Genomic DNA, 26,368 nt, shown 5'->3' on the forward strand with positions numbered 1-26,368 from the left:
ATCCAGCCCATCGCCCGCTGCATGACCAAGGTGCGCAGCTGACTGGCCAACGAGTGGCGGATACGCAGCGGGTGGCGTCGATCGACCAGATTGTCTTCGAGCGCCTCGATCACGCCACTGTTGTCGAGGGTTTCACGCAGCAGGAGAGCGCCGCTGTCGCTGGTGGTGCGGTGGCCGCTCAGCTCGACACGGACAGAGCCGTTGCACGAGGGCGACCAGGTCGTTAGGGTTTCACCCATGGCGAGTGGTCCTCTTGAATCGTGTTCTGGCAGGAACATCTTGATTCTACAAGAGAAAACCACTCGCCATCTTCGTTTTCAGGACGCCCTCATGAATAAGCCGGGTTAATGGAAAAATCACGCCCTTGGTTGCTCATCTCATCCGTTCCCCTCCGCCAGCAATCTCAGAACCAACAGCACTCCCTGCCTCCCCATTACTTTCGATGTGATCGACGATGCCGTTGGCAAAGCGAGACCAGCAGCCGGACCTGTTCGTGGTAGCGAGCTTCAATCGGCATGCAGGAACGCCTCCGGCACCGTCACGTGATATTCCCTGTCCAGCTTGCCGCCCTGGCAGAGCTGCCGCTTGCCTTTGCCGAGGTCCAGTCGACGTGGTTCCAGGCGACCGTACCAGGCATGCCCGGCGTGGCGAGCCAGCACCAGGAAGGCACGCTTCGTTCTCACCGAACGGCACCCCTCCAGCAATGCCTGCAGCCGGCGCGGGCGCAGCGTGTTAAGCCCGCCGAAGGTGTCCACCAGCTCACTGCTGAACAGCAGCGCATTCGGCGTCACGGCGATCCACTCCAGGGCCGCTCGCTCGGGGGTCGATACCTGCAAGCTGAAGGCCCTGCCATCCGGCGCGTAGTCCGTGAAGCTACCGGGAAGCTGCACTGGCAGGCCCTTTTCCGAGTGAAGCACCATCCGCCCTGCCCACTCGGCATCACTCAACCACCGAGGCAGCCGAACGGCTTCCTTGCCATACAGGTGCGTTGTGCTCTCCCCCATGGGCAGATAGTGGGCAAAGCCATGCAGTGCGAGGGCCGTCTGGCCACCCGGCCAAAGCGGTGGTAAGCCCGTGTCGTCGCTCGCCTGCAGGGCGAAAACAGCGCTCTCCCAGGTAAGAGGCTCCCCCGCTTGGCAGTAGGCGCCGTACCCCACGCGTTGCAGCCAGCCACTGCTGGCCAGCTTACGCGCCTGATCCGAGGTGACGCCGTGTGACGCCAGCCAGGCGGTCGTCACGACGGCGCCATACGGGATCTTGTGCAGCAGCTGGGTTATTTTCACGTCAAACAGCGGCCTTAAATTCCGTCTTCAGAGTGAAGAATAAACCACGCTGGTTTATCTTCAAGCACAAAACCGCCATTCAATGCCGTTTTTAGCTTAGAATTTAAACCAAAGGCTGAGTCTCAGGCCCTGCTTGAGCCCGAATTCAGTGGGGGGAAGTTTGAGGGACGAAGCCAGGCAGAGAAGGCCGCTGCAGAGGACAAAGCGGCCACACATCACGTCAATACTGATGGTGCGTGTACTTTTTTGCGCTTCCCTTCACCTGGTCGGCGGGATATTTCTCTGCATTCTTCTCCACCTTCGCCCAGCATGCAGCTTCGATATCCACGTCCAGCTTGCCCGCCAGCCGGATCAGATAGAGCTGAACATCGGCAATTTCGTCGCGCACGGCGGCCAGTTGCTGCTCATCTAGCTCCTTGGACTGCGCCTCGGTCAGCCACTGGAAGCACTCCTGCAGCTCAGCTGCCTCCACCGTCAGCGCCATGGACAGATTCTTGGGCGAGTGGAACTGGTCCCAGTCGCGCTCGGTGGCGAACTGGTCCATGGCGTCGCTAAGCTGCTTGAACGGGTCTGACATCTAGGGCTCACCTGGTTCTGCGGTATCGGATAGCGGTGAGCATGCCTGCTCTGCCGCTCGCTATCTAGCCTACATCGGCATAGGCGGCGATCCGGCCGCCCGCTTGCTCACAGCACGGAGAGGAATTCGCCGATGACCTTCAGATCCCCAAGCTCGTCCTCGAGCACGATGTCCTTGTAGCCAAAGGCGTTGGTCTGGGGCTTCAGCACGATGCGCTGGTTCACAAACTCGCCGTACTCCTCGACCTTCTCGCTCTGATATAGCTTGATAGTGAAGCTGCCGCCGTGGTCCGGGTCCTCGATGGCGCGATGCTGCACCACGACAACCTTGCCTTGCCGTGTGCCGCCAGGGTTGGCACGGAACAGGCACCAAGCGCCGTTGGGGATGCGCCGGTTCATCGACTCCCCCACCACCCGGCTGACGAACAGGTCGGGGCTTACTCGCATGAAGTCCGGCAGCTCGACCCAGTGCTCGGCGTCGGCGATCTGAATCTCGCTGAACTCGCCGGCGGCGATGCTCAGGTCGTACACGGGCACATGGCGCTCGAACGGCGCGGCCTGATCACGCGTCACGATGGGAAGGTGCAAACCATCCAGCGTCTCGGCCTCTTCAGCCAGATCGGTATGCTCGGTGGCTGCCTGCGCACGAGCGAAGGCCGCGAAGTACTCACGGGTCTCGGGGTCCGTGGTATAGACGTAACAACCCTTCTGGCCCCGCGTCATCAGCGTGCGATAGGTGTTCTTGATGATCTGGTCCGCCAGGGCACGGGCATGCTCGGGCTGCTCCTTGAGCATCTTCTTGTAGCCATGCACCGAGCGATCCTGCCCCGCCCGCTTGGCCGCGTCCGTCACCACGCGGCCGTCACGAATCACGAAGTCGTCGCCGATGATGACGCCGACGTAGTCGAATTCGAGCCCCTGGCAGGTATGGATGCAGCCGATCTGCTCTGCTGATCCATCGGCGATCGCCCACAGCATGCCGTCGTCATCGAGGTTCCACTGGGCGGCGAAGCCATGTTCGGGAAACACGATGTCCATGGCCTGCTTGTCCTTCTTGCTCGCCCAAGGCCAGCAGTAGCCCGCCACCATGCGCGCCTTGTTGGCCTTGCGGTTCTTTTCGAGAATCGCCTGGCGCATGGCGCTAGGGTCATCGAACACTTGGAAGTCGTAGTCGATGTCCTCCAGGTCGGTGTTGGCCGTGGTGCGAATCTGAAGGGCGTGATCGAGCCAGGCCAGATAGCCATCCGAGCCGTTGCAGCGAAACTGCGACGCCAGCTCGAGCTCGTGGACATCGGCGCCGCCCTCGGCCGCCCGCCGCCGGATCTCCTCGACCGTGCCCACGTCCTTCAGCGTCACACGCTGCGCCTCATCGATGAAGAAGATAGAGAAGCGTGACGCGGCGATCACCTCCTTGATCTGGCTCTCGCCCAGGTTCTGATACATGCCCGACTTCTCGTTCAGCCGGTGCGCCTCGTCGACGATCAGGGCATGGAAGGTATCCGGCTCGGCACTGACGTAGCTGCCCGAGCCCTTGAACAGGTTGTCGATGTGGGTCTTCTTGCGCGTCCCGGTCAGCTTCTTCTTGAAGACCTCACGAGGGGCCGAGTTGCGCGAGACGTACTGCGTCATCATCTCGCGCTTCGTCAGCTCCACCAGCAGGTTGATGGCCACCACCGACTTGCCGGTACCTGGCCCGCCCTTGACGATCAGGCACTGCTTGCTCCCGCTGGCCGCGCGATGCGCAAGATCGATGGCGGTTTCATAGACCAGCTTCTGGTCGTCGATCATCAAAAACTCGGCGTTGCCTTGCATCATCGAGGCCAGGGCATCCGCCAGGTTCTTGCTCGGCTTGATCACACCGTGCTCGATGCGATACATGATGTTGTTGCTGTCGCCGTACTTTATGTGCTGGCTCAGAAACGCCGACAATTTCAAGGCATCCTGCGAGATGAAGACCGGCGCACGGCGCGTGTGGTGCTCGTAGAAGGGATCATTGATGGCGTGCCCCTGCTTCATGTTGTGCAGGTAGGCGCAAGGCACAAGGCGGATCGCCTCGGAGCGTACCGTCTCATTGTAGTCCTCGATCAGCGCGCCATAGGACCACGCCTGATACGACGGATGGTTGGTCTCACGCACGCCGCCGCCCAGCTGGGTGCGCACGATGGCATCCTTCTTCGTCACCTCGACGGACTGCCACTGTTTCAGTTCCACGATGACCGCCGCATCGTCCCGCTGGTGGTTCTTGCCGGTCAGGATGAAGTCCACACGGCGATTGGTCAGCGGAATGTTGTACTCGATGGCCACTCCCGCCGACGCGGGAATCGCTTCGTCCAGCAGCGCGCTCATCATGAAGCGCAGGGAGTTCTCCCAGGACGTCACCTCGCTGCGCGGCGAGTTGCGGTTCAGTCTGCGTGCCACCTCGTTCTCGATGGCGTCGGTGATGACGTTGGCGCGAACATCGTCGATGAACTGCTGCTTGGTGGCGTTGTAGACCAGCATTCCCGAAAAATCCCTTTATAAACAAATTTTTATAAAAGCCCAGGCACGCTTTCAGAAAATTATGAAAGTTATCGCCACGCCATGATATCAACTTAAGCTCATATTAGAGCCACAGTAGGCTACGGGAGCCCTCTGAGTCATCAGTGCCAAAGACCGACGACTGTCCTGGCATTCCTTCCCCAATGATTCATCGAGCGAGACAGCGTTAGAGCAGGACCTCTTCCCGGGCGACAGCGTGACGCTCGCGGTACACTCAAACTTTAGGATGAGCTCATTGAATGGACGCCTCCGGATCACTAAGGTGATTTAGTATACGAGATGCTACCTGCGGGCAGTTGCCCACCACTGGAACTCCGACACCATGGCCACGATCATTCCCTCGCTCACCACCGTCGCCCGCATGACGCGTGGAGAGCGCCGCTTTGGTCGTCGGCTGGAGAGCCTGCTGGAGGAGGACTACCTCGTCTGGTACGACATTCCGCTGGGGCGTCGACGCCGCTACCCCGACTTCATCATTCTGCATCCGGCGCGCGGTCTGCTGTTCCTCGAGGTCAAGGACTGGAAGATCGAGACCCTCCGCTCGATCACCCCGGACAGCGTCGTGATCGATACCCAGGAGGGACGCAAGACGGTCAGTAACCCGCTGGCGCAGGCTCGTCAGTGCGCCTTCGCCGCCATCGATCAGTTGAAGCGTGACCCTCAGCTCACTCAGTCCGATGCTCGCTACCAGGGCAAGCTCTGCTTTCCCTACGGGCACGGCGTGGTGCTGCCCAACATCACGCGTAAGCAGTGGGATCAAGTCGTTCCGGAGGCCGAGCAGGAAACGCTGCTGCCGGCACAGCGCGTCATCTGCAAGGATGAGATGCAAACAACAACCGACCCGGAAGCCTTCCAGCAGCGGCTCTGGGACATGTTCGAGTATCGGTTTGGTGAGAAGCTCAGCGTTCCGCAGATCGACCGGATTCGCTGGCAGCTGTTCCCGGAAGTACGCATCGATGCGCCTACGCAAGATCTCTTCGATGACGATGCCAGCGAGGAGGACGCGTCATCCGAGCCTCTCGTTCCCGACATCGTGCGCGTCATGGACCTGCACCAGGAACAGCTGGCGAGAAGCATGGGCGATGGCCATCGGGTCATCCATGGCGTCGCCGGCTCCGGCAAGACCCTGATCCTCGGCTACCGCTGTCTGCACCTGGCGCGCGCCATCAGCAAGCCGATCCTGGTGCTGTGCTTCTACATCACCCTGGCGGCGCGCCTGCGCAGCTTCATCGCCGAAAAGGGGCTCACAGAGACGGTCAAGGTGCACCATTTCCATGAGTGGTGCGGCCTGCAGCTGGAGACTTACCACGTCGACACGCTGCCGGGAAACCGGCCCGTCTGGGAGCGTCAGGTGGAAAGCGTCATCCAGGCCGTCGATGCGGCACGCATTCCCCGGGCGCAGTACGGGGCGGTGATGATCGACGAGGGCCACGACTTCGAGCAGGCATGGCTCAAGCTGGTGGTGCAGATGATCGATCCGGACACCAACTCGCTGCTGCTGCTCTACGACGATGCTCAGTCCATCTACCAGAAGAGTTCGCTCAAGTTTCCGCTCTCCTCGGCCGGGGTGCAGGCGCGTGGACGCACCACGATTCTCAAGCTGAACTATCGCAATACCCGGGAAATTCTCTCCTTTGCCTACGATTTCGCCCGGGATTTCCTGGAGGCCCAGGACGCCGACGAGGACCATATTCCGCTGATCGCCCCGGAAGTCGCCGGGGTGAGCGGACCCAAGCCCGCCTTTCGATGCTTCAGCAGCGCCCATGATGAGGCACGTTACCTGGTGCGCTGCATCCAGACATGGCGTGACGAGGGCAGCGAGTTGAACAGTATCGCGGTGGTGTATACCGGCAATGCTCAGGGACGATTCTTTCACGAGGTCCTGCGGGAAGCCGGCATACCCAATCGATGCCTTCAGCAATCCGCAGACAAGCGCCGTTACGATCCACACGCCGATGAGGTAGTGCTGTTAAGCCGTCAGAGCAGCAAGGGGTTGGAGTTCGACACCGTGCTGCTGTGTGGGCTCGGGGCGTTGAGCAACGACGAGGAACAACAATTCCAGGAAGCGCGTCTGCTCTACGTCGGCATGACCCGCGCCCGACGTCGCCTGCTGGTGACCAGCTGCCAGGCGAACTGGTACACACGGCGGCTGACGGAGCTCGCCTCGGCCTGACGGAAGCCGTCAGATTCGGCCCGACATCGAGCGTGTAGACAGGTACAGTCGAGTACAGCGGAGGGAAGGGGAAAACGTGCTGTAACTCGTTGATATTTGGTGGGCCCAGTAGGACTTGAACCTACGACCAAGGGATTATGAGTCCCCTGCTCTAACCAACTGAGCTATAGGCCCTATCAGAAGCGCCGAACGGCGCGGCCGTATGATAGCGAAAGCCGATGGGCGAGGCCAGCGCCGCGGCGCCGGCGGCCTCCCCCAACGCGTGGTTCAGGCGTTGATAACGGTCAGGATGGTGTAGGGGGCCTCGCAGGCGTGACGCTCGTCACGCTCGTCCACGCTGCCGAGCCCCAGGTGGCGGTCGTTGTCGTAGGCGACGAACAGGCGGTCGTGATCGAGCACGGCCAGACCCTCGGCCTTGTGCTCGAACTCCAGCGGGTCGCCCTGCGGGGTGGTCACCAGCCGCGGGGTCTCACCGGCGCGGAACTCCTCGAGGCTCAGCTCCCAGAGATAGCCGCCGATCTGCTCTTCCCCATCCTGCTCGGTCTCGAAGCTGGTCAGCAGGTAGAGCCGGGCGTGGTAGGGGTCGTACTCGAGGCTCGAGAGCCCGCACTCGAAGCGCACGCCCTCGTGATGGCCCGGGTCGAAGGCGAAGAACTCGCGCATCTCGTCGAGGAACTCGAGGTTGCCGCTCTCGCTGATCTGGTAGTGCGCGCCCACCACGCGACTGACGTAGGCGAAGTCGTCATGGGCGTTGCCCTGCTCGCGGATGCCGAACAGCAGCAGGCCGTCGCCGCGCTCGCCGGGAATCGCCGCGAGCCCCTCGATCTTGTAGTAGGGAAAACCGATGGCGCCGCTGAGCTTGCCGCGCAACTCCAGCGAGCCCTCCACTCCGTCGCGGGGATCGGGATCAACCACCTGCACCTTGTCGGGCTCGCCCAGCGGCCAAATCAGCAGGTGGTTGTAGTCGTTGAGCGCGTGGCTCTCGTCGTCGATGCGATCGAAGCCGGTGGTGGCCAGCACATGGCGGCCATCGGCGGTGAGGGCGAAATCCTCGTACTTCTCGGCCTGCTTGATCAGCGGCTGAGTGTAGTAGTCGAGGCGGGTGTCGTCGGGGCCCTGATCGTCGATCGGCAGGGCGAAGCAGGCGGAGCGCGCCTCGCCGGGAATCGGCTTGTCGCTGGCCATCAGCAGCCGCTTGCCGTCGAAGGCCACCGCCGAGACCTCGGCGTTCACCAGCCTGCCCTTTTCATCCCGAAGGCCTGCGGGAAAACAGTGAATGGTGCCCTGCTGCCGAATGCTCGCCTTGACCATGAGCACGCCTCCTCTCGTGAATATGTTCCTCACCCTAATGGGCCAAGGCCCACCGCGATAGGGCGCGAGCCGTAACAGTCCGTTACCGCACGGCAGTGAACCCGCACGGCTTCACACCGTACAAAGGGGGTACGGCGTGACGGCACGCCGCAGAACCTGGCTAAGCTACTCAGTGGACCCGTAGCCACGGGCCTGACGCCAGGTTCCTGCCGACGGGAGCCTGATGCGAACCGCCTGCGAAAGAAGCCTGTACAAGGAGAGATCACATGATTCACGGAAAGCCCCTGCATCACGCCATCCATAGCGCCACCCTCGGCGCCCTGCTCGCCGGCAGCCTCGCGCTGTCCGCCGGTGCCATGGCCGCGCCCCAGGGCCTCTACTCCGCCGACGAGCTGATGGATGCCGATGTCTATTCCACCGCCGGCACCGCGCAGATCGGCGAGGTCGAGGACATCCTGCTCGACAACGACATGACGGTGCGCGCCCTGGTCGTCGATACCGGCAGCCTGCTCGATCTCAAGGGTAACCAGCAATTCGTGGTCGAGGCCGGCAAGTTCACCGTCGAGACCCACAACGGCAACAGCCTCGAAGAGATCGAGTATCAGGTGAACGTCGACCTGAGCGAGGCGGAACTGGTTCAGCAGCCGGCCTACACCAATGACTGGTGGCAGAACGCCCGCCAGGGCGCCCAGCAGGCCTGGGAGAACACCAAGGAGGGCGCCGCCAGCGCCTGGGAAAGCACCCAGGAGGGTGCGTCACGCGCCCTGGATCGCATCGGCCAGGCGCTGGAGAATGTCGGCGAGAAGACCCAGGACGCCGCCAACCAGTAATCACACCCCTGCCTCGCCGGAGCGCAGCAAGGCAGTAAGAAAGACGGGCCCGATCTTGGATCGGGCCCGTCTTATTGATGATACCCCCGCCCCGCTGTTGCACGATCCGCAACTCGACGTTTCATGAGAAAGGGCATCAAATGAGGATCATTCTTCATTAGAATTCCTTGCCATTGATAATCACTATCATTCAAGGAGTCCCATGCCCTCTCTCGCCCCCCATGCCCTGTCCCGCGCCGTGGCGCTGGCCGCCGCCTCCACCGCCCTGCCGGCCCTGGCTCAGGAAGCCGTCGACCTCGACAGTCTCGTGGTGACCGCCGCGGGCTTCGAGCAGGCCATGAGCGAGGCGCCGGCCAGCATCTCGGTGATCTCCCGCGAGGAGCTGGAGCAGAAGCGCGTGACGAGCCTCGCCGACGCGCTGCGCGGCGTGGAGGGGGTCGATGTGGGCGGCCAGGTCGGCAAGACCGGCGGGCGCAACATTCGCATTCGCGGCCTGCCCAGCGACTACACCCTGATCCTGATCGACGGCCGCCGCCAGAATACCGCCGGCAGCGTCACCCCCAACGGCTTCGGCGAGACCGCCACCAGCTTCTTTCCGCCGGTGTCGAGCATCGAGCGCATCGAGGTGATCCGCGGACCGATGTCGACCCTCTACGGCTCCGACGCCATGGGCGGCGTGATCAACATCATCACCCGCAAGGTCGGCCGCGAATGGGGCGGCTCGGTAGAGGCCGAGACCACGCTCAACGAGCACGACGAGTATGGCGACAGCCGCGCCACCAGCCTCTACGCCAGCGGGCCGCTGATCGAGGACACCCTGGGCCTGCAGGTGCGCGGGCGTTTCCATGACCGCGACGCCTCGCACCTGACCTACACCGAGGCGGATGGCACCGAGGTGCCGGTCAGCCAGCGCGGCCCAAGCCCGGTGGAAGGCGACGTCTACAGCCTGGGCGCCAGGCTCAGCCTGACCCCGAACGCGGATAACGACCTGTGGCTCGATGCCGAGACCAGCCGCCAGCGCTACAACAACGATGAGGGACAACTCGGGACGCTGGACACCCCTGAAAACGGCATCAAAGGCTACTCCGATGAACTGCGTTTCGAGCGGAACCAGCTGACCCTCGGTCATACTGGGCGCTTCGATGCAGGAACCTGGGAATCCAGCCTGATGCACAATGTGACCGAGACGGAAGGCCGCACCATTCCGGATGTTACCGAAACCAACAGCGACGGTGACGTAACGGCATACTACGGCTTCGGCGAGATACATCCGACGCTGCCTCATCGGCCGCGGATTGGCTCCGAACGTGAGCTGGAGACGACGAATACGGTTCTGGACAGCAAGTTCGTGATGCCGCTGGGCGATCACGTCACGACCGTCGGCGGCCAGTGGATGGATTCCGAGCTGACCGATGGCCTGGCCACCGAGGAGTTCGCCCAGACCACCTGGGCGCTGTTCGCCGAGGACGAGTGGTGGTTCACCGACGACTGGGGGCTGACCCTGGGCGGGCGCTACGACCACCACGACGCCTTCGGCAGCCAGTTCAGCCCGCGCGGCTACCTGGTGTGGAACGCCACGCAGCAGTGGACGCTCAAGGGCGGTATCAGCCGCGGCTACAAGACGCCTACGCTCAACGACCTGCACGCCGGCATCAACGGCGTGACCGGCCAGGGCACCGTGCTGACCATCGGCAATCCCGGCCTGGAGCCGGAGACCAGCACCAGCAGCGAACTCTCCGCCCAGTTCGACAACGGCGACGGTTTCATGGCAAGCGCCACCCTCTTCCATACCCGCTTCGACGACAAGATCGCCGCCGGGCCGGATCTCGCGGTGAGCGGCGACCCGCTGATACCGGATGGCACCTACGCCCAGGACATCAACGTCGACGAGGCCGAGACCCAGGGCATCGAGCTGGCGACCCGCCTACAGCTGGCACCGGCCTGGCACCTGAGCGCCAACTACACCTATACCGACAGCGAGCAGAAGAGCGGCGAGCAGGCCGGCGAACCGCTGACCGACACCCCGGAGCACACCGTCAACGCCACGCTGCGCTGGCAGGCAAGCGACAGGCTCAGCACCTGGCTCTCAGGCGAGTATCGCAGCGAGCGCTATCGCAACCGCGAGCGGGTGCGCGGCGCCGCCTCCTTCGCCGACCTGGGCGACTTCGAGGCCTACGCGCTCTTCCACCTCGGGGGCAGCTATGCCCTGTCGAACAACGTGACGCTCAGCGCCACCGTCTACAACCTGCTCGACAAGGACTTCGTCGACTACCGCGCCTACGACGGCGGCAGCAAGTACGGCAACGCCTACGCCAACAGCGAGGAGGGCCGTCGGCTGTGGCTCTCGGCGCGCTACGCGTTCTGAGCCGGGGTGAGCCACGCCTCGTCGCCCCGCACGCATCGCCCCGGCCTCCGCCGGGGCGGTGCGTTAACGAGATAAAATACCATCGGTTAATTATTTTCATCTAGCCATCCAGCTGGCACACTACGCACTCGCTTCCCCATCTGTCTTTCCCGCCCCTCCTTCCGCCATGGCCGCCGACATGCCCGATTTCGATGAACTGACCGCCTTCGACGACGTCATGGAGACGGGCAGCCTGACCCGCAGCGCCCAGGCGCTGGGCGTGGCCAAGTCGACCCTGAGCCGGCGCATCAGCCAGCTGGAGACGCACCTCGGCCAGCCGCTGCTGCGCCGCCAGGCCAACCGGCTGATTCCCACCGAGGCGGGGCTTTTGTTCCACGACTACTGCCGCGACATGCTGGCGCTGGCCACGCGCAGCCGCGAGGCCCTGAACGAGCTCTCCGAGTCGATCAGCGGCCGCATCAGCCTGGAGGTCCACGGCGCCCTGGCGCGCTGCTGGCTGGCCCCGATCATCGATGCCTTCCTGGCGCGCCACCCGGATGTGGAGCTGTCCCTGCACGCGCGGGAGGTCGCGCCCCAGGTTCCCGACAGCCACCGCCTGCATGTCTGGCTGGGCCCCGTGCCGCCCTCGGAGCTCAAGGCAGAACCGCTCGGGCACCTGACCCGCGGCCTCTACGCCCACCCGGACTACCTGGCTCGCCACGGCGTGCCGCCTCACCCGCAGGCGCTCGCGCCACACGCCTGGATCGATCTGCTGGGCCACAGCCGACGCGGGCTCACGCTGCACCACGCCGAACAGGGCAGCGTGCACGTTCGCCCGCCGCGCTCGCGGCTGAGCGTCGATCTGACGCTGCTGCACGTCGATGCCATCGCCCGCGGGCGGGGCATCGGCCTGCTGCCCCACTGGCTGGCCGAGCAGCGCGAGGCTCACCACCCCGGCGAGCTGGTGCCCTGCCTGCCCGACTGGCAGGCGGCGCCGCTGCCGGTCACCCTGCTCTCGGCCTATGGCCACCAGCCGCGGCGGGTCGCCACCCTGCTCGAGGTCCTGCGCCAGGCGGTCCCCGAGGCCTGGCACGCCCCCACCCCGGCGAACTGAGCCACCCGGCAGCGCTGAACGCGATCCGTTCTGGCTGTTCTTCGACAGTGCGGTCTACGCTCACAGGGCTGGCGTTTCGATCCTTGACCCTGCGAGTCGCACGCGTCGTCGGCGTCGCCGCAGGGCCTCTATTCTCATGCGGTGCTCGAGCCCTGCGTGACGACCGATCGCGACGTCGCGCCGCCTTTTCATGAAGCGCAGGGCACTGCCCGGGTGTGCGCCGAGTCAGCCTTTGCTAGGATGGCCGCCCTTCATTAGCTTGCTATCTTTAACGGCCGGCTGTCACGACCATCCCTCACCACGACCTTCGGCGCGTCAGGAGCAGACATGGGCCTTCAGGAAATCGCCCTGGGCGGCATCTATCTCTCTCCCCTGCTGGCCTATGCCCTGCTGGGATTGCTGGTCGCGCTGATCCTGCGGGCGCTGCTGTACCGGCTGCCGGGCACTTCACGCCCGTGGTTCGAGGCCTGGTTCGATACCGCCCTGTTCGTGATCTGCACCGCGGCCATCGCCTACCTCGCCGCCTTTACCGACGGAACGCTCTGATATGCGCACCCTGCTTCGCAGCCTCGTGACCCTGGCCGTCGTGGCCGCGGCCATCGCCGCCGGCCTGTGGCTATGGCACTACTACCTGTATACCCCCTGGACCCGGGACGGCCGCGTGCGGGCCGAGGTGATCACCATCGCCCCGGACGTCGCCGGGCGCGTCGACACCCTGGCGATCACCGACAACCAGCGTGTCGAGGCGGGCGATACGCTGTTTGCCATCGACCCGACTCGCTATCGGGCGGCCGTGGCGACCCACCAGGCGGTGGTGGAACAGCGCCAGGCAGAGCTCGAGCTGAGCCGACACGAGGCCTCGCGACGCAACCGCTTGACCCGGCAGGCCATCAGCGCCGAGAGCCAGGAGTCGTCGCGCATCGACAGCCGCGTGGCCGCCGCCTCCCTGGCCCAGGCGCAGGCTGAGCTCGAGCGCGCCCGCATCGACCTGGCGCGCACCACGGTCAGGGCCCCCGCCGCGGGCCACGTGCTCAACCTGCAGCTGGCCGAGGGCAACTACGTCAACGCCGGCTCGCCGGTGATGGCGCTGGTCAAGGCCGACTCGTTCTACGTCACCGGCTATTTCGAAGAGACCAAGATCGACACGATCCGCGTGGGCGAGCCCGCCCGCATCACGCTGATGAGTGGGAATACCGAGCTTACCGGGCGTGTCGACAGCATCGGTCGCGCCATCGCCGACACCAACACCGATCCCAACGCCCAGCTGCTGCCGCGGGTGCAGCCCAGCTTCAGCTGGGTGCGCCTCGCCCAGCGCATTCCGGTGCGCATCGCCCTCGATGACATCCCCGAGGGCATCACCCTGAGCGCCGGCATGACGGCCACGGTGCACATCCTCGAGCCCGCGGAGTAGGCGCGCATGTCGCCCTGGTTCGAGGCCTACCTGACGCCGTCCGCGGCGTCGCTCAAGTTCGCTACCAAGGCGAGCCTGGCGATGCTGATGGCGCTCTATCTGGCGCTGTGGTTCGACCTGGAGCGACCCTATTGGGCGCTGATCTCGGCCGCCTTCCTGCAGATTCGCCCGATGAGCGGCATGGTGATCGAGAAGGGCCTGAGCCAGCTCGGCGGCACCCTGGTCGGCTGCCTGGCGGGCGTGGCGATCATGGCGCTGTTCGGCCAGGCCCCGTTGCCGGCGCTGACCCTGCTGACCCTGTGGATCATGTCCTGCACCTACGCGAGCTCGCTGCATCGCGGCAATGCCGCCTACGGCTGCATCATGGGCGCCGTCACCGCGATGCTGATCGTGGTGATCGGCGCCAGCCGGCCCGACGGCATCTTCGCCATCGCCGTGGCCCGGCTGTCGGAACTGGCTCTGGGGGCGCTCTGCGCCACCCTGGTCAGCTCGCTGCTGTGGCCCATTCGGGTTCGCGACCATCTGGCCGAGCAGGCCGATCGCGTCGTCAATCAGGCCTTCCTGCATGGGGCCCAGCGCCTCGCGAGCAGCGCCGATCTCGGTGCGCTGCAGGAGAGCCTGACCGCCAGCCTAGAGCCGCTGACCCAGCTCGAGGCGGATAGCCAGGCCGCCTGCTTCGAGGGCCCGGAAGGCCCCGGCCGTCTTCGCGCCAGCCACGTGCTGACCCGACGCACGCTGCACCTGGTGGCGAGGCTCCACGCCCTGCAGCAGCTCCTCAAGCATGCGGGCACACGGCTGGACCCGCGGCTGCACCAGCTGGCTGCCGACCTTGCCGACGGCTTTCATGATGCGGCCAAGGAGTCGGGCGTGGCCCAGGCGCGCCGCCGCCTGCAGGCGCTGCGCCGACGGGCGATGGTCGAAGAGGAAGTGATAGAGGATGGAGTGGTCGAAGCAGGAGATATTGGCGAGGGAGAGACCGGCGAAGACGAAGCCGCCTCGCCGCTTGAGCGGCGCGTCATGCACGGCCTGCGCGAAGTCCTTGGCCATGCCCTGGTCATGCTCGATGCCCGCGAAGCGATCGCCCACCCCATCGACCGGCGCCTGCGCGCCGCGCCCCTGGCCTGGCATCGCGATCGGCTGGCCGCCGCGCTGAATGCCCTGCGCGCCGGGCTCGTGTTTCTGACCCTCGCCTCCTTCTGGATCGCCACCGGCTGGGACAACGGCCAGGTGGCCATGCTGATGGGCACCCTGGGCTCGGCCTTCTTCGCCAGCCGCGACGACCCCGCCGCCGCGGCGTTGACGTTCGCCAAGGGCATGCTGGCGGCGGTGCCCTGCGCCTTCCTGTTCGGTCATGTGCTGCTGGCCCAGGCCAGCGGCTTCCCCCTGCTGGCGCTACTCCTGCTGCCCCCGCTGTTCCTGGGCCTGCTCGGCGCCGCCGACCCGCGGCTGATGGGCTACTGCCTCGCCTTCACCATCGGCAACATCCTGCTGACCATGCCCGGCAACGGCATGGACTTCTCCTTCGACGGCTTCCTCAATCGCGCCATCGCCGTGCTGGTGGGGCTGGGCACGGTGGTGGCGGGGTTCCGCATGATCCCCGGCCTCGGCCCTGGGCTGCGCAGGCGGCGGCTGGTCGGCGCCATCGCCCGCGACCTGCGCGCCCTGCCCACCTCGACGCTCCACGAGGCGGAGGGCCGCTTCATCGGCCACATGGCCGATCGCCTGCTACACCTGGCGCGCCACGACGACACCCTGCCCGAGGAGCGGCGCCATCTCTTCGCGCTGGGCCTGACCGGGCTGGACGTCGGCTATGCCTGCCTGCAGCTGCGACGCCGGCTCGACGACCTGCCGGGCACGCCGCTCGACCGAGCGCGCCGGGCCTTCTTCGCCGCCCTGGCGGACGCCTTCGCCGACAGCGCCCTGGGGCGCATGCCCATCGACGTGCGGCGCACCGGCGACGACCTGGTGGCGGCCCTCGACGACCAGCAGGCGCTGAGTGCCCACCATCGCATGATGATTGTCGGCCTGGTGGAGCGCCTCGACCTGGCGCTGGCGCAACAGGCCGAGCGGGCACGCGCCACGGCGCCCGCTGCCCTTGCGTCCATGAGCGTGACCGGGAACGGGTCCACCACCGATAACGATCAGGAGAACGAAAGCGAGAACGAGCGCACGACCGAGCCGCCCAGGCCCGCCTGAACCCGGCCGGCGGTGTCCTCCATCAGGAACCCGCCGGGCCGCGCGCAGTCTTTAGTCCGTTGGTGGAAGGTCGTTAGCCTGTTCGTGGAGGGTCGTTAGCCTGTTCGTGGAAGGTCCTAGACTGTCCGTGGAAGGTCCTAGACTGTTCGTGAAACGCCCGGGATCGCCATCACCGAGGGGAGTACCGCATGTCGCCATCACGCCGGTCGCTGACCATCGCCCTGCTCACGGGCGCCTGGGTCACTGGAGCCGTAGTCGCCATTCCGGCGGCCGCGGCGGAGGTGATCGCGGAGCACCTCGCCACCGACCACCATGAGCTGCGCCTGGAGCGCATCGCCACGGGGCTCGAGCATCCCTGGGCGGCGGCCGAGCTGCCGAGCGGGGAATGGCTGGTCACCGAGCGCCCGGGGCGGCTCTCGCGAATCGGCACGGACGGCCGCGTGACGCGCCTCGCCGGCGTCCCCGAGGTCGATGCCGCCGGCCAGGGCGGACTCCTGGATGTCGTCCTGCACCCGGACTTTGGCAGCAAGACGGGCCGCGACTGGGTCTATCTCACCTGGAGCCAGGCGGGCCACGGCGGCCACGCCACCACCCTCTCCCGCGGGCGACTCGAGGGCGACGCCCTGATGGAGCTGGAGACGCTCTTCACCCAGAACCGCTTCGCTCCGCCACGCCACCACTATGGCTCGCGCCTGGCCTGGCGCGCGGACGGCACCCTGCTGATGAGCGTCGGCGAGCGCGGCCGCCCGCCACGCGCTCAGGAAGGCGGCGACCATACCGGCAGCGTCGTGCGCCTCACCGCCGAGGGCGGCGTGCCGGCGGACAACCCCTTCGTCGATAATGAGGCCGTCCTCGACGAGATCTTCACCCTGGGCCACCGCAATCCCCAGGGCCTGACCGTGGCGGCGGATGGCAGCGCCTGGAGCACCGAGCACGGCCCGCGCACCGGCGACGAGCTCAATCGCCTGGTGGCCGGCGAGAACTACGGCTGGCCGGAGGTCAGCCGCGGCAACGACTATGCCACCAACCGGCCCATCGGTGTAAACAGCGCCCCGGGCATGCGCGATCCCGTGCACGTCTTCGCCGGCCGTTTCGCCCCCTCGGGCCTCGCCGAGGTGAGCGGCGACGCCTTCCCCGCCTGGCGTGGCGACCTGCTGGCCGGCGGGCTGCGCAGCGAGCGGCTGGTGCGCCTGTCACTGGACGGCAACAGCGTGGTCGAGCGCGAGGTGATCCTCGAGGGGCAGATCGGCCGCATCCGCGATGTGCGCCTGGCCCGCGACGGCACCCTCATCCTGGTCACCGACAGCGCCAACGGCGGCCTGTATCGGCTGGCCCCCGTTGCGGCCGAGTGACGACGGCGCGCCCAAGGCGCGCCCTTCACAACCTCTCCCCCCTGCCCCTCCCGAAACGCCTGCCGCTGCCCCGCCGATCGGGCTTTGCGCCACGGAACCCACGCCGGCATGCGACCAAAGTGGTGTCGGCGTCGAACACATCCGGGGGATTTTTTTGCTAGGCTCAAAGCCCTCCTTCCGCCCGCTTCGGCACCGTCAGGGCTAATCTAGCTTAGTCTGACACGGGTTTTTATTTGAATGGCCATTCAAATACCGCTAGGGTAGTGCCACCTCTTCGTCGCCTGATGCCGCGGTCAACGGTACCGCATGGCACAGTTACGTCTTAATTTTGCGTCACTTCACTCGACCCTTCGGCCCTTCCCGCCGAACCGACGGGAAGCCGAAATAAGGCAGAGCCAATGAACGAGAATCGAAACGTCAAGATTCGGGTGCGCAACCTGAGCAAGGTCTTCGGCAGTCAGCCCAAGAAGGCCCTGGAACTGCGCAACCAGGGACAGAAGCGTCCCGAGATCCTCGACAAGACCGGCCAGACTCTGGGCCTGTCGAACATCGACTTCGATGTCTACGAGGGTGAACTCCTGGTGATCATGGGGCTGTCCGGGTCCGGCAAGTCGACCCTGATTCGCTGCCTCAACCGCCTGATCGAGCCCACCGAGGGCGAGATCGTCATCGACGGCGAGGATATTCCTCAGCTGGATGACAAGGCGCTGCTCGAGTGCCGGCGTCGCCACTTCTCCATGGTGTTCCAGAACTTCGCCCTCTTCCCGCACCGCACGGTGCAGCAGAACGCCGAATTCGGCCTCGAGATCCGCGGCATCGAGCCCGCCAAACGGGCCGATATCGCCCAGAAGGCGCTCAAGCAGGTCGGCCTCGAGGGCTGGGCGGATGCCTTCCCCAACCAGCTTTCCGGCGGCATGCAGCAGCGCGTGGGCCTGGCCCGGGCACTGGCCAACGACTCCACCGTGCTGCTGATGGACGAGGCCTTCTCGGCCCTCGATCCGCTGATCCGCGGCGACATGCAGCAGGAGCTGCTCGAGCTGCAGCACCGCATGCAAAAGACCACGGTGTTCATCACCCACGACCTGGACGAGGCGCTGAACATCGGCGATCGCATCATCCTGCTCAAGGATGGCGAGATCGTGCAGATCGGCACGCCGGAGGAGATCCTCACCAATCCGGCCGACGAGTACGTCGAGCGCTTCATCGAGGGCGTCGACATGTCGAAGATCCTCACCGCCGAGCACGCCATGCGTCCGGTACGGGCCACCGCCCGCGAGGATGACGGCCCGCGCACCACGCTGCGCAAGATGAGTGAGCACGGCCTGGATTCCATCTACGTGACCGGCCGCGACCGCACCCTGCTGGGCCTGGTGGAAGTCGATGCCCTCGAGCAGGCCGCCCACCAGGGCAAGGATCACATCCGCGAACTGATGACCCAGGACTTCCGCAGCGTCGGTCCCGAGGAGCCCCTGCACAACCTCTTCGCCATGTTCAGCGAGAAGAGTTTCCCGATCGCCGTGGTGGATGCCGAGAAGCGCCTGCAGGGCGTGGTGGTCAAGGGCGCCGTCCTCGATGAACTGGCACAGGCAGGAGACAAGTAATGGCTATCGAAATCCCGAGCATCCCGCTGGGCCAGTGGATCGAAGGCGGTCTCGACTGGCTGACCACTGAATATTCCGGCGTGACCCGCGGCATCTCGCGGGTCACTCAGACCGGCATCGACGGGCTCAACGACGCCCTGTTCTGGCTGCCGCCCTGGGCGCTGCTGCTGATCATCGTCGGCCTGTGCTGGTGGGTCTCGAGCCATCGCCTGGCCATCGGCGCGGCGCTGGGCATGGCACTGATCTGGAACCTCGACCTCTGGGATCCGATGATCGAGACCCTGACCCTGGTGGTGATCGCCACCCTGGTCGCGGTGGTCATCGCCCTGCCGGTGGGCATCGCCGCGGCGCTCTCCGAGCGACTCTACCGGACGATCATGCCGGTGCTGGACTTCATGCAGACCATGCCGGCGTTCGTCTACCTGATCCCGGCGATCCCGTTCTTCGGCATCGGCTCGGTGTCGGCGATCTTCGCCACGGTGATCTTCTCCATGCCGCCGGCGATCCGCTTCACGACGCTGGGCATCCGTCAGGTGCCCAAGGACCTGATCGAGGCCGCCGACGCCTACGGCGCCACTCGCCGCCAGAAGCTGCTGAAGGTCCAGCTGCCGCTCTCGCTGCCGACGGTGATGGCCGGCATCAACCAGACCATCATGCTGGCCCTGTCCATGGTGGTGATCGCCGCCATGATCGGCGCCGACGGCCTGGGCAGCGAGGTATGGCGCGCCATCCAGCGCCTGCGTCCGGGCGACGGTTTCGAGGCGGGCATCGCCGTGGTGATACTGGCCATGCTGCTCGACCGCGTGACCCAGTCGCTGCGCAAGGGCCGCAAGTCATAAGCTGACACCACGACCTACTACCTATGTCGTAGAGGCGCGTCCTTGAAACGCTAGGGATCGCGCCTCAGGTAATCCGTTACACACGCGAAAGAAGGACAATAGATGACTCAGCAACCGCTTAACCGTCGTATCCGTGCCGCCAGCCTTGCCCTGATCGCCGGTGCCGGCCTCACCGCCGGCACTGCTCAGGCCCAGGACAAAGGTACCGTCGAGCTGGCCTACGTCGAGTGGTCCTCCGAAGTCGCCTCCACCAATGTGGTCCGTGCCGTGCTGGAACAGGCCGGCTACGAGGTCGATATCACCTCGCTCTCCGCCGCCGCCATGTGGCAGGCCGTCTCCACGGGTGATGCCGACGCCATCGTCGCCGCCTGGCTGCCGACCACCCACGCCGACTACCTCGAGCGGGTTGGCGACAAGGTCGTCGACCTGGGCCCCAACCTCAATGGCACCAAGCTGGGCCTGGTCGTGCCGGCCTACACCGACGTCGACTCCATCGCCGAGCTCGATGCCAACGCCGACACCTTCGACGGGACCATCACCGGCATCGATCCGGGCGCCGGCCTGATGAGCCTCACCGAGAAGGTCGTCGAGCAGTACGATTTCGAAGAGATGGACCTGCAGAGCGGCAGCGGCGCTACCATGACCGCGGCCCTGGACAGCGCCATCAAGAACGAGCAGGACATCGTGGTCACCGCCTGGACGCCGCACTGGATGTTCGCCCGTTGGGACCTCAAGTACCTCGAGGACCCCAAGGACGTCTACGGCGGCGCCGAGCAGATCCACACCATCACCCGCCAAGGCCTCGAGGAGGAGATGCCGGAGGCCTACGCCATCCTGGACGCCTTCGAGTGGACCCCCGAGCAGATGGGCGAGGTCATGCTGATGAACCAGTCAGGCGATGCCGAGCCCTACGAGAACGCCAAGCAGTGGGTCGAGGAGAACCAGGACGTGGTGCAGGAGTGGCTGCCGGCGGAGAGCTGATACGCCGCCGAGCCATCCCATCACCGCGCTGATGGTCGAGGGGAGAGTCCGACAGGGCTCTCCCCTTTCTTTTGCTTCTTCGCAGACCAGCGTGATGTGCGTGAGGTTCGTAGGAGCGCTGCTTGCAGCGCGATCCGCCGCGCAGCGGTGACGAGTAGCATGCCGTTGCCAGGGGTATGTCATCGGCAGGACGTCTGGCGACGCTCATCGCCCTGCCAGCCGGGCTCCCACCCCCCTCTGTTCAGGTCCCCGCTCTCCTGTCATCGAGCGTGTCCCGGCAAAGTGCGGTGAACCCGAAAAAAGGGAAAGGGGGAGAGTTCGAGAGAACTCTCCCCCTTTACTTTGGAACTACCTCTGGGACTGCCTCTGGAACTGAACCCGGGGCCGAGGATCTTCCACCACGCCGCCCAGCCGACGCCGAGGCCCCTGGCGTCACGCCATCGAGTCCCTGCGCATGCTCGTCATTACCCCACGGTTATCAGCCGCCCTGCTATTGATTAAAATACGCTATTGGATGCCCAATTTGTCGCGTTTCGCATACGCTTAATGCGCTGATGGTGTAGGGTGTGCGCCGATTGACGGCAAGATACGTTGAAAGCGGCCCATGCCCCAACACCCTTGACCGTCCACACTTGACGTGGCAACAGCCGACCCCATCAGAAGGAGCTCAGGCATGTTCAAGAAAATCATGGTACCCGTCGATCTGGCCCACCTCGACGTGATCGAGCCATCGCTGAAGATCGTCGCCGACCAGGCAAAGCACTACGACGCAGAAGTCTGTTACGTCGGCGTCACGGCGACCACGCCCGGCTCAGTGGCTCGGACACCGGAAGAGTTCACCCAGAAGCTGGAGGCCTTCGCCCAGGAGCGCGCCAAGGTCCACGGCCAGCCGGTCAGCACCCACACCATCGTCAGCCCCGATCCCATCGCCGACCTCGACGACGATCTCATCGAGGCCATCGACAAGGTAGGCGCCGACCTGGTGGTCATGCCGACCCATCCCCCCAAGCATGCGGATGTGATCATGCCCTCTCACGGTGGCAAGGTCGCGACGCACACCAAGGCATCGGTGTTCCTGGTTCGCCCGGGGGCCGGCAAGTAACCCCGTCGAGAATAGACCTACACCCATCGATAACCGCAAGGGAGACGTCTAGTGGCTAAACAACCCAACGACGGCAAACCCAAGGTGCCGGAGGATACCGGCTCCGAGGGGATTCCGGCGCCCGAGGGCGCGGCCAACCTGATCGATACCGACTATGTGATCGGTCAGGACAACATCACCGCATCACCGCTGGGGATCAACGTGGACCTGCACGGCAAGGTCTTCCTCTTCTCCTCGCTGGTGATCCTGTTCTTCGTGATCGCGACGCTGGCCCTCCAGGACCAGATGGAACCGATCTTCAACGCCATGTTCAGCTTCCTGACCACGAAACTGAGCTGGGTCTTCCTGCTGGGCGCCAACGTCTTCGTGCTGCTGGCGATCGTGTTGATCTTCACGCCCCTGGCCAAGGTCCGCATCGGCGGCGCCAACGCCACGCCCGACTTCAGCTATCTGGGCTGGTTCGCGATGCTGTTCGCCGCCGGCATGGGCATTGGCCTGATGTTCTACGGCGTTTCGGAGCCGCTGACGCACTTCGGCACTGCCATGGGCGGCATCTCCGTGGAAGACGGGGTCCGCACGGACTGGGCGCCGCTGGGCGCCGCCGCAGGCGACCAGGCCGCCGCCATCGACCTTTCCATGTCGGCCACCATCTTCCACTGGGGCCTGCACCCTTGGGGCGCCTACGCCATCGTCGGCCTGTCGCTGGCGATCTTCTCTTACAACAAGGGCCTGCCGCTGACCATGCGCTCGATCTTCTACCCGATCCTCGGGGAGCGCGTATGGGGCTGGCCTGGCCACCTGATCGACATCCTGGCGGTCTTCGCCACCCTGTTCGGCCTGACCACCTCGCTGGGGCTCGGCGCCACCCAGGCGGCCGGGGGCCTGAACTACCTGTTCGGCATCCCCGACACCAACACCACCCTGATCCTGCTGATCATGGGCATCACCGTCGTCGCGCTGGGCTCGATCATGCTGGGTGTGGACAAGGGCGTGCAGCGCCTCTCACAGCTCAACATGGCGCTGGCCTTCCTGCTGCTGACCTTCGTCATCGCCGTGGGCCCGACGCTGATGATCGCCACCGGCGTGCTCGATAGCCTGGTAGGCTACGCGAAGAACCTGCCGGCGCTCTCGATGCCCTTCGGGCGTGAGGATGCCAACTTCAGCCAGGGCTGGACCGCCTTCTACTGGGCCTGGTGGATTGCCTGGTCGCCCTTCGTCGGCATGTTCATCGCCCGCGTCAGCCGCGGCCGCACCGTGCGCGAGTTCCTGATCTCCGTGCTGCTGGTGCCGTCGATGGCCTCGGTGGTGTGGATGACCGCCTTCGGTACCACGGCCATCGATCAGGTGGTCAACCAGGGCATCACCAAGGTGCAGGATGCCGCCCTGGAGCTGCAGCTGTTCACCATGCTCGAGTACCTGCCGCTGACCACCATCACCTCCTTCGTCGGGATCGTGCTGGTGATCGTGTTCTTCGTCACGTCCTCCGACTCCGGCTCGCTGGTGATCGACTCCATCACCGCCGGCGGCAAGGTCGATGCGCCCAAGCCGCAGCGCATCTTCTGGGCGCTGATCGAGGGGGCACTGGCCATCGCACTGCTGCTCGGCGGCGGCCTCGGCGCCCTGCAGACGGCCGCCCTGACCACCGGCCTGCCCTTCACCCTCGTGCTGCTGGTGGGCTGCTACGGGATCGTCAAGGGCCTGATGAGCGAGCCGCGCGGCAAGTAACGGCCACGCTCATCCCGGCGCACGGCACCCGTTGCCCGCTGCGTCGGCAAGCCACGAAGAAGGCGGCCCTCGGGCCGCCTTCTTCGTGTTGGAATCTCCGGTTCACTCGTGGCGTCGCACGGCCCGTTCTCGCTAGCTCCACAGCTCGCCGACCGGGGTCTCGGGGCCGAAGTAGGTGGCCACCTGGGCCTGCAGCAGCTCGGCGGTGGCCAGGGCATCGACCAGCGCATGGTGGCCCGAGTAGACCGGCAGGCCGTAGCGCCCACGGCTGTCGTAGAGGCGAATGGAGGCCGGCGGCCGCCCCATCCAGCGCTTGAAGCGCGCCAGCAGCGACTGCCGGTACCAGCGCGCCTCCAGCGACATGGTGTCGATGACCGGGAACATCAGCCCCTCTCCCCGGCGTGCCTTCACCGCGGCATCCAGGAAGGGGCGCTCGATATGGCGATAGTGCACCACCACCAGGCGGCCCGCGATGGCCTCGAGCAGCTCCTCGAGGATCTCGTCGAGGTCGGGGGCGCCGGCGATGTCCGAGTGGGTGATGTGGTGAAAGGTCACCGACTTGGCGTTCAGCGGCCGGGGCGGCCTCAGCACCCAGTAGCGCCGCTCGGCGAGCCGGACGCGCCCCATGGAGAAGGGCACCAGGCCGATGCTGACGATGGCATGGCGCCGCTCGTCGAGGCCGGTGGTCTCCATGTCCAGGGCGACCATGGGGGCCTCGGCGATGGGCGTCTCCGGCGCGGGCGTCCCGGCGGCGAAGTAGCGCGCCAACAGCGGGTCACGGGCGAGCTCGGCGCGGCTCGCCAAGTACTCGGGCCAGCTCGGGGCCGGCAGCTTTCTGCGTCGGGGAAGGCGCATCTCAGCGCGACCGAGACGGCATGGGATAGCGGAACTTGAGGAACTTCTGGGCGTTGCTCAGCACCTGGAAGGCATCCTTGAGGTTATGGCGCTCAGTGTCGGAGACGTCTTCCGGCTCGATGTTGTTGTCCGGTTCCTGCTCGTGCTGCAGATCGATGGCCTGATGGCGAATCCGCGACATGCTCAAAAACTCCATGGCATAGCGCAGCCGGTCGCTGACGCCGGGGGCCAGCAGCTGGGTACGGTCGATGTCATCCAGGCGCTTGAAGCTGCTCTGGGCTCGCGAGCCGCAGGCCAGGGCGTGGACGCGAATCAGGTCGACCATGGGCGCGGTGCCCCGGCGCTTGAGGTTGATGGAGTTATTGTGCTTGCCGTCCTTCTCCATCACGAAGGTGCGGAAGAAGCCCAGCGGCGGGGTGCGGTTGAGCGCGTTACGCGCCATGGAGGCGAGGAAGCGCGGGTGCTTCGGCGCCTGCTCGGCGACCAGGTCCTGGAGCTGCTCGACGAGCGGGTTCTCGCCGAAGACGCTGTCCAGGTCGAAGAAGATCGAACTGTGCAGCAGCCGCTCCGGCGTGGGCTGTTCGATCCACTCGCGAAAATAGCGCTTCCAGACCGCGAGCGGCTGACGCCAGCGCGGATTGGTGGCCATGATGTCGCCCTTGCAGTATTCGTAGCCGCAGGCGGCCAGACCGTCGCTCAGGCGCGTCGCCAGAGCCAGGAAGTAGGCATCGTGGCGCTCGGGGTCGAAGTCGTCGGAGAGCACCAGGGCGTTATCCTGGTCGGTGACGATGGACTGCTCGTTGCGCGCCATGGAGCCCAGCGCCATCAGGCAGTAGGGCACCGGCGGCGGCCCCAGCTCCTCCTCGGCCAGCTCCAGCAGGCGCCGCGACAGGCTGCGCCCGATGGTCGACAGCGCGCTGCCGATCATCCGCGAATCGGCGCCCTCCTCGACCATGCGCACGAAGGCCGCTTTGACGTCGGGCGTCAGCCGGGCGAGCCCTTCGCTGTTGGACTGGTGGAAGATATTGCTGACCAGGTAGAGGCTCGACTGGGTCTCGTAGCGAATGATGTCGGAGAGGTGAACGATGCCGACCGGCGAGCGACGGTGCATCACCGGCAGGTGGTGGATATTGTTGCGCAGCATGCAGAGCATGGCCTCGTGCACCGACTCGTCGGACTGCACGGCGATCAGCTTGTGGGCGATCACCTCCCCCACCTGGGTGTCGGCGGGGCGGCCCTCGGCCACCACGCGGGTGCGGAAGTCGCTATCGGTGAGAATGCCTTTGACCTGCCAGGCACGCCCCTCGCTGTCGCGGAAGGTGTAGCGAGGGGCGTCGCTGGGTTCATCGAGCACCAGCACCGCCGAGGCCTGATAGTCGCCGATCAGCCGGGCGGCCTCCTGAACGGTGGTGGTGGCCTCCACCATCACCGGGTAGCGCGACACCAGCTTGCGCACCCGGGTGATCATCATGTCGTTCTGTTTCTTGTCCTGCTCCACCGTCGACTCGAGACGCGGGCGTTCCACCTCGACGAAGTCGGCGAAGTGTTCATCCGCCTCGCAGAGCTGGAAGAAGACCGCCTCGGGTATGAAATAGATCAGGCTGTCTTCCATGGCCTTGGCGGGGAAGCGGGTACGACGATTTCGCAGCAGGCTGAAGTGGCCGAAGATGTCGCCCTCGCCCAGGCGATTGTAGAGCTCGCCGCCGCGGCGATAGACCTCGACCGCGCCGCTGCGGATGTAGCAGAAATCGTGCACTTCCTGGTCGAGCATCAGGATGTCGCTGCCGGCCTTGAAGTAGGCCACCTCGACCTGGCCGGCCATCTCGTCGAGCAGGTCGTCGGAGATGCCATCGAAGGGCGGGAACCGCCCCATGTGCTGGCGGATTTCCAGCAGTTCCACGTCCATGACCATGACTCCGAGCGATAAGGTTGCGACAAGTCTGGAATGGCTCGCCGGCGCTGTAAAGCCGCCGCGCCCGGCGAGCCCGGCCTCGCTCGCAGACGAGGTATCACGGGGTCGCTGCAGCAGGACGCCGACGTCGGGGCTTCGTGAAGGTGCGACACGACGAGGGCCGCCCCGTGCATCAGGGGCGGCCCTCTCTCGTCGCAATCGCGGCCGAGGAGCGGCCGCGATCGC

20 protein-coding genes and 1 tRNA gene are annotated in these 26,368 nt (G+C 65.5%); 13 read left to right on the top strand and 8 right to left on the bottom strand.

What is annotated here, in order from left to right; all coding sequences use genetic code 11:
- From BM388_RS14055 to BM388_RS14070, 4 genes are all read right to left on the bottom strand, one after another.
- On the bottom strand, nucleotides 1-278 hold a 278-nt coding region (locus BM388_RS14055), incomplete at its 3' end, for a transposase (RefSeq protein WP_175535104.1).
- Between the two features lie 228 nt (nucleotides 279-506).
- On the bottom strand, nucleotides 507-1,283 hold the full coding sequence (locus BM388_RS14060) for a type IV toxin-antitoxin system AbiEi family antitoxin domain-containing protein (protein WP_089851251.1): 777 nt from the start codon (nucleotides 1,281-1,283) through the stop codon (nucleotides 507-509).
- Nucleotides 1,284-1,503: 220 nt separating this feature from the next.
- On the bottom strand, nucleotides 1,504-1,860 hold the full coding sequence (locus tag BM388_RS14065) for a nucleotide pyrophosphohydrolase (protein ID WP_089851253.1): 357 nt from the start codon (nucleotides 1,858-1,860) through the stop codon (nucleotides 1,504-1,506).
- A 107-nt stretch (nucleotides 1,861-1,967) separates the two neighbouring features.
- Nucleotides 1,968-4,358, bottom strand: a complete 2,391-nt coding sequence (locus tag BM388_RS14070) for a DNA/RNA helicase domain-containing protein (protein ID WP_089851254.1) — start codon at nucleotides 4,356-4,358, stop codon at nucleotides 1,968-1,970.
- A gap of 361 nt (nucleotides 4,359-4,719) precedes the next feature.
- Here BM388_RS14070 and BM388_RS14075 point away from each other — a divergent pair, with 361 nt between their 5' ends.
- Nucleotides 4,720-6,570: a 3'-5' exonuclease gene (locus tag BM388_RS14075; protein ID WP_089851256.1), complete on the top strand. Its 1,851-nt coding sequence runs from the start codon at nucleotides 4,720-4,722 to the stop codon at nucleotides 6,568-6,570.
- Nucleotides 6,571-6,667: 97 nt separating this feature from the next.
- Here BM388_RS14075 and BM388_RS14080 read toward each other — a convergent pair.
- Both BM388_RS14080 and BM388_RS14085 read right to left on the bottom strand, forming a co-directional pair.
- A tRNA-Ile gene (locus BM388_RS14080) sits at nucleotides 6,668-6,744 on the bottom strand.
- 93 nt (nucleotides 6,745-6,837) lie between these two features.
- Nucleotides 6,838-7,881, bottom strand: a complete 1,044-nt coding sequence (locus BM388_RS14085; protein WP_089851258.1) for a hypothetical protein — start codon at nucleotides 7,879-7,881, stop codon at nucleotides 6,838-6,840.
- Nucleotides 7,882-8,147: 266 nt separating this feature from the next.
- On the opposite strand from BM388_RS14085, the gene BM388_RS14090 reads away from it, so the two are divergent.
- From BM388_RS14090 to BM388_RS14145, 12 genes are all read left to right on the top strand, one after another.
- Entirely contained in the window at nucleotides 8,148-8,711 is a 564-nt protein-coding gene (locus tag BM388_RS14090; protein ID WP_089851260.1) for a PRC-barrel domain-containing protein, read from the top strand.
- A gap of 202 nt (nucleotides 8,712-8,913) precedes the next feature.
- Nucleotides 8,914-11,076: a TonB-dependent receptor domain-containing protein gene (locus BM388_RS14095; RefSeq protein ID WP_089851262.1), complete on the top strand. Its 2,163-nt coding sequence runs from the start codon at nucleotides 8,914-8,916 to the stop codon at nucleotides 11,074-11,076.
- A gap of 178 nt (nucleotides 11,077-11,254) precedes the next feature.
- Nucleotides 11,255-12,169 carry a LysR family transcriptional regulator gene (locus BM388_RS14100; RefSeq protein ID WP_089851264.1) on the top strand — a complete coding sequence of 305 codons (915 nt, stop codon included), beginning with the start codon at nucleotides 11,255-11,257 and terminating at the stop codon, nucleotides 12,167-12,169.
- A 327-nt stretch (nucleotides 12,170-12,496) separates the two neighbouring features.
- Nucleotides 12,497-12,715 carry a DUF1656 domain-containing protein gene (locus tag BM388_RS14105; RefSeq protein WP_089851266.1) on the top strand — a complete coding sequence of 73 codons (219 nt, stop codon included), beginning with the start codon at nucleotides 12,497-12,499 and terminating at the stop codon, nucleotides 12,713-12,715.
- Nucleotide 12,716: 1 nt separating this feature from the next.
- Entirely contained in the window at nucleotides 12,717-13,580 is an 864-nt protein-coding gene (locus tag BM388_RS14110) for an efflux RND transporter periplasmic adaptor subunit (protein ID WP_089851267.1), read from the top strand.
- 6 nt (nucleotides 13,581-13,586) lie between these two features.
- Nucleotides 13,587-15,776 (top strand): FUSC family protein, encoded by a 2,190-nt coding sequence (locus BM388_RS14115; protein WP_089851270.1) that lies wholly within the window; start codon nucleotides 13,587-13,589, stop codon nucleotides 15,774-15,776.
- Between the two features lie 188 nt (nucleotides 15,777-15,964).
- Complete coding sequence (locus BM388_RS14120; RefSeq protein WP_089851272.1) at nucleotides 15,965-17,128, top strand: PQQ-dependent sugar dehydrogenase; 1,164 nt, start codon at nucleotides 15,965-15,967, stop codon at nucleotides 17,126-17,128.
- 398 nt (nucleotides 17,129-17,526) lie between these two features.
- The gene (locus tag BM388_RS14125) at nucleotides 17,527-18,729 is read left to right on the top strand and encodes a quaternary amine ABC transporter ATP-binding protein (RefSeq protein WP_089851275.1); all 1,203 of its coding nucleotides are present in this window, start codon (nucleotides 17,527-17,529) and stop codon (nucleotides 18,727-18,729) included.
- 5 nt (nucleotides 18,730-18,734) lie between these two features.
- Nucleotides 18,735-19,568, top strand: a complete 834-nt coding sequence (locus BM388_RS14130) for an ABC transporter permease (protein WP_089851303.1) — start codon at nucleotides 18,735-18,737, stop codon at nucleotides 19,566-19,568.
- A 102-nt stretch (nucleotides 19,569-19,670) separates the two neighbouring features.
- Nucleotides 19,671-20,549 (top strand): glycine betaine ABC transporter substrate-binding protein, encoded by an 879-nt coding sequence (locus tag BM388_RS14135; protein WP_089851277.1) that lies wholly within the window; start codon nucleotides 19,671-19,673, stop codon nucleotides 20,547-20,549.
- 673 nt (nucleotides 20,550-21,222) lie between these two features.
- Nucleotides 21,223-21,651 carry a universal stress protein gene (locus BM388_RS14140; RefSeq protein ID WP_089851279.1) on the top strand — a complete coding sequence of 143 codons (429 nt, stop codon included), beginning with the start codon at nucleotides 21,223-21,225 and terminating at the stop codon, nucleotides 21,649-21,651.
- Between the two features lie 51 nt (nucleotides 21,652-21,702).
- Entirely contained in the window at nucleotides 21,703-23,376 is a 1,674-nt protein-coding gene (locus BM388_RS14145; protein WP_089851281.1) for a BCCT family transporter, read from the top strand.
- Nucleotides 23,377-23,508: 132 nt separating this feature from the next.
- Here BM388_RS14145 and BM388_RS14150 read toward each other — a convergent pair whose 3' ends face one another.
- Together BM388_RS14150 and BM388_RS14155 are read right to left on the bottom strand one after the other, a co-directional pair.
- The gene (locus BM388_RS14150) at nucleotides 23,509-24,231 is read right to left on the bottom strand and encodes a 3'-5' exonuclease (protein WP_089851283.1); all 723 of its coding nucleotides are present in this window, start codon (nucleotides 24,229-24,231) and stop codon (nucleotides 23,509-23,511) included.
- Between the two features lies 1 nt (nucleotide 24,232).
- Nucleotides 24,233-26,137 (bottom strand): DUF294 nucleotidyltransferase-like domain-containing protein, encoded by a 1,905-nt coding sequence (locus BM388_RS14155; protein WP_089851286.1) that lies wholly within the window; start codon nucleotides 26,135-26,137, stop codon nucleotides 24,233-24,235.
- Between the last annotated feature and the right edge of the window lie 231 nt (nucleotides 26,138-26,368).

Origin of the sequence: Halomonas saccharevitans, from assembly GCF_900116405.1 — a bacterium.
Classification (GTDB): Bacteria; Pseudomonadota; Gammaproteobacteria; order Pseudomonadales; family Halomonadaceae; genus Halomonas; species Halomonas saccharevitans.

Excerpts from the sequence above, each read along its gene's own strand:
- BM388_RS14065 (WP_089851253.1), bottom strand. The coding sequence starts at position 1,860 with ATGTCAGACCCGTTCAAGCAGCTTAGCGACGCCATGGACCAGTTCGCC.
- BM388_RS14070 (WP_089851254.1), bottom strand. The coding sequence starts at position 4,358 with ATGCTGGTCTACAACGCCACCAAGCAGCAGTTCATCGACGATGTTCGC.
- BM388_RS14075 (WP_089851256.1), top strand. The coding sequence starts at position 4,720 with ATGGCCACGATCATTCCCTCGCTCACCACCGTCGCCCGCATGACGCGT.
- BM388_RS14085 (WP_089851258.1), bottom strand. The coding sequence starts at position 7,881 with ATGGTCAAGGCGAGCATTCGGCAGCAGGGCACCATTCACTGTTTTCCC.
- BM388_RS14090 (WP_089851260.1), top strand. The coding sequence starts at position 8,148 with ATGATTCACGGAAAGCCCCTGCATCACGCCATCCATAGCGCCACCCTC.
- BM388_RS14095 (WP_089851262.1), top strand. The coding sequence starts at position 8,914 with ATGCCCTCTCTCGCCCCCCATGCCCTGTCCCGCGCCGTGGCGCTGGCC.
- BM388_RS14100 (WP_089851264.1), top strand. The coding sequence starts at position 11,255 with ATGCCCGATTTCGATGAACTGACCGCCTTCGACGACGTCATGGAGACG.
- BM388_RS14105 (WP_089851266.1), top strand. The coding sequence starts at position 12,497 with ATGGGCCTTCAGGAAATCGCCCTGGGCGGCATCTATCTCTCTCCCCTG.
- BM388_RS14110 (WP_089851267.1), top strand. The coding sequence starts at position 12,717 with ATGCGCACCCTGCTTCGCAGCCTCGTGACCCTGGCCGTCGTGGCCGCG.
- BM388_RS14115 (WP_089851270.1), top strand. The coding sequence starts at position 13,587 with ATGTCGCCCTGGTTCGAGGCCTACCTGACGCCGTCCGCGGCGTCGCTC.
- BM388_RS14120 (WP_089851272.1), top strand. The coding sequence starts at position 15,965 with ATGTCGCCATCACGCCGGTCGCTGACCATCGCCCTGCTCACGGGCGCC.
- BM388_RS14125 (WP_089851275.1), top strand. The coding sequence starts at position 17,527 with ATGAACGAGAATCGAAACGTCAAGATTCGGGTGCGCAACCTGAGCAAG.
- BM388_RS14135 (WP_089851277.1), top strand. The coding sequence starts at position 19,671 with ATGACTCAGCAACCGCTTAACCGTCGTATCCGTGCCGCCAGCCTTGCC.
- BM388_RS14140 (WP_089851279.1), top strand. The coding sequence starts at position 21,223 with ATGTTCAAGAAAATCATGGTACCCGTCGATCTGGCCCACCTCGACGTG.
- BM388_RS14150 (WP_089851283.1), bottom strand. The coding sequence starts at position 24,231 with ATGCGCCTTCCCCGACGCAGAAAGCTGCCGGCCCCGAGCTGGCCCGAG.
- BM388_RS14155 (WP_089851286.1), bottom strand. The coding sequence starts at position 26,137 with ATGGACGTGGAACTGCTGGAAATCCGCCAGCACATGGGGCGGTTCCCG.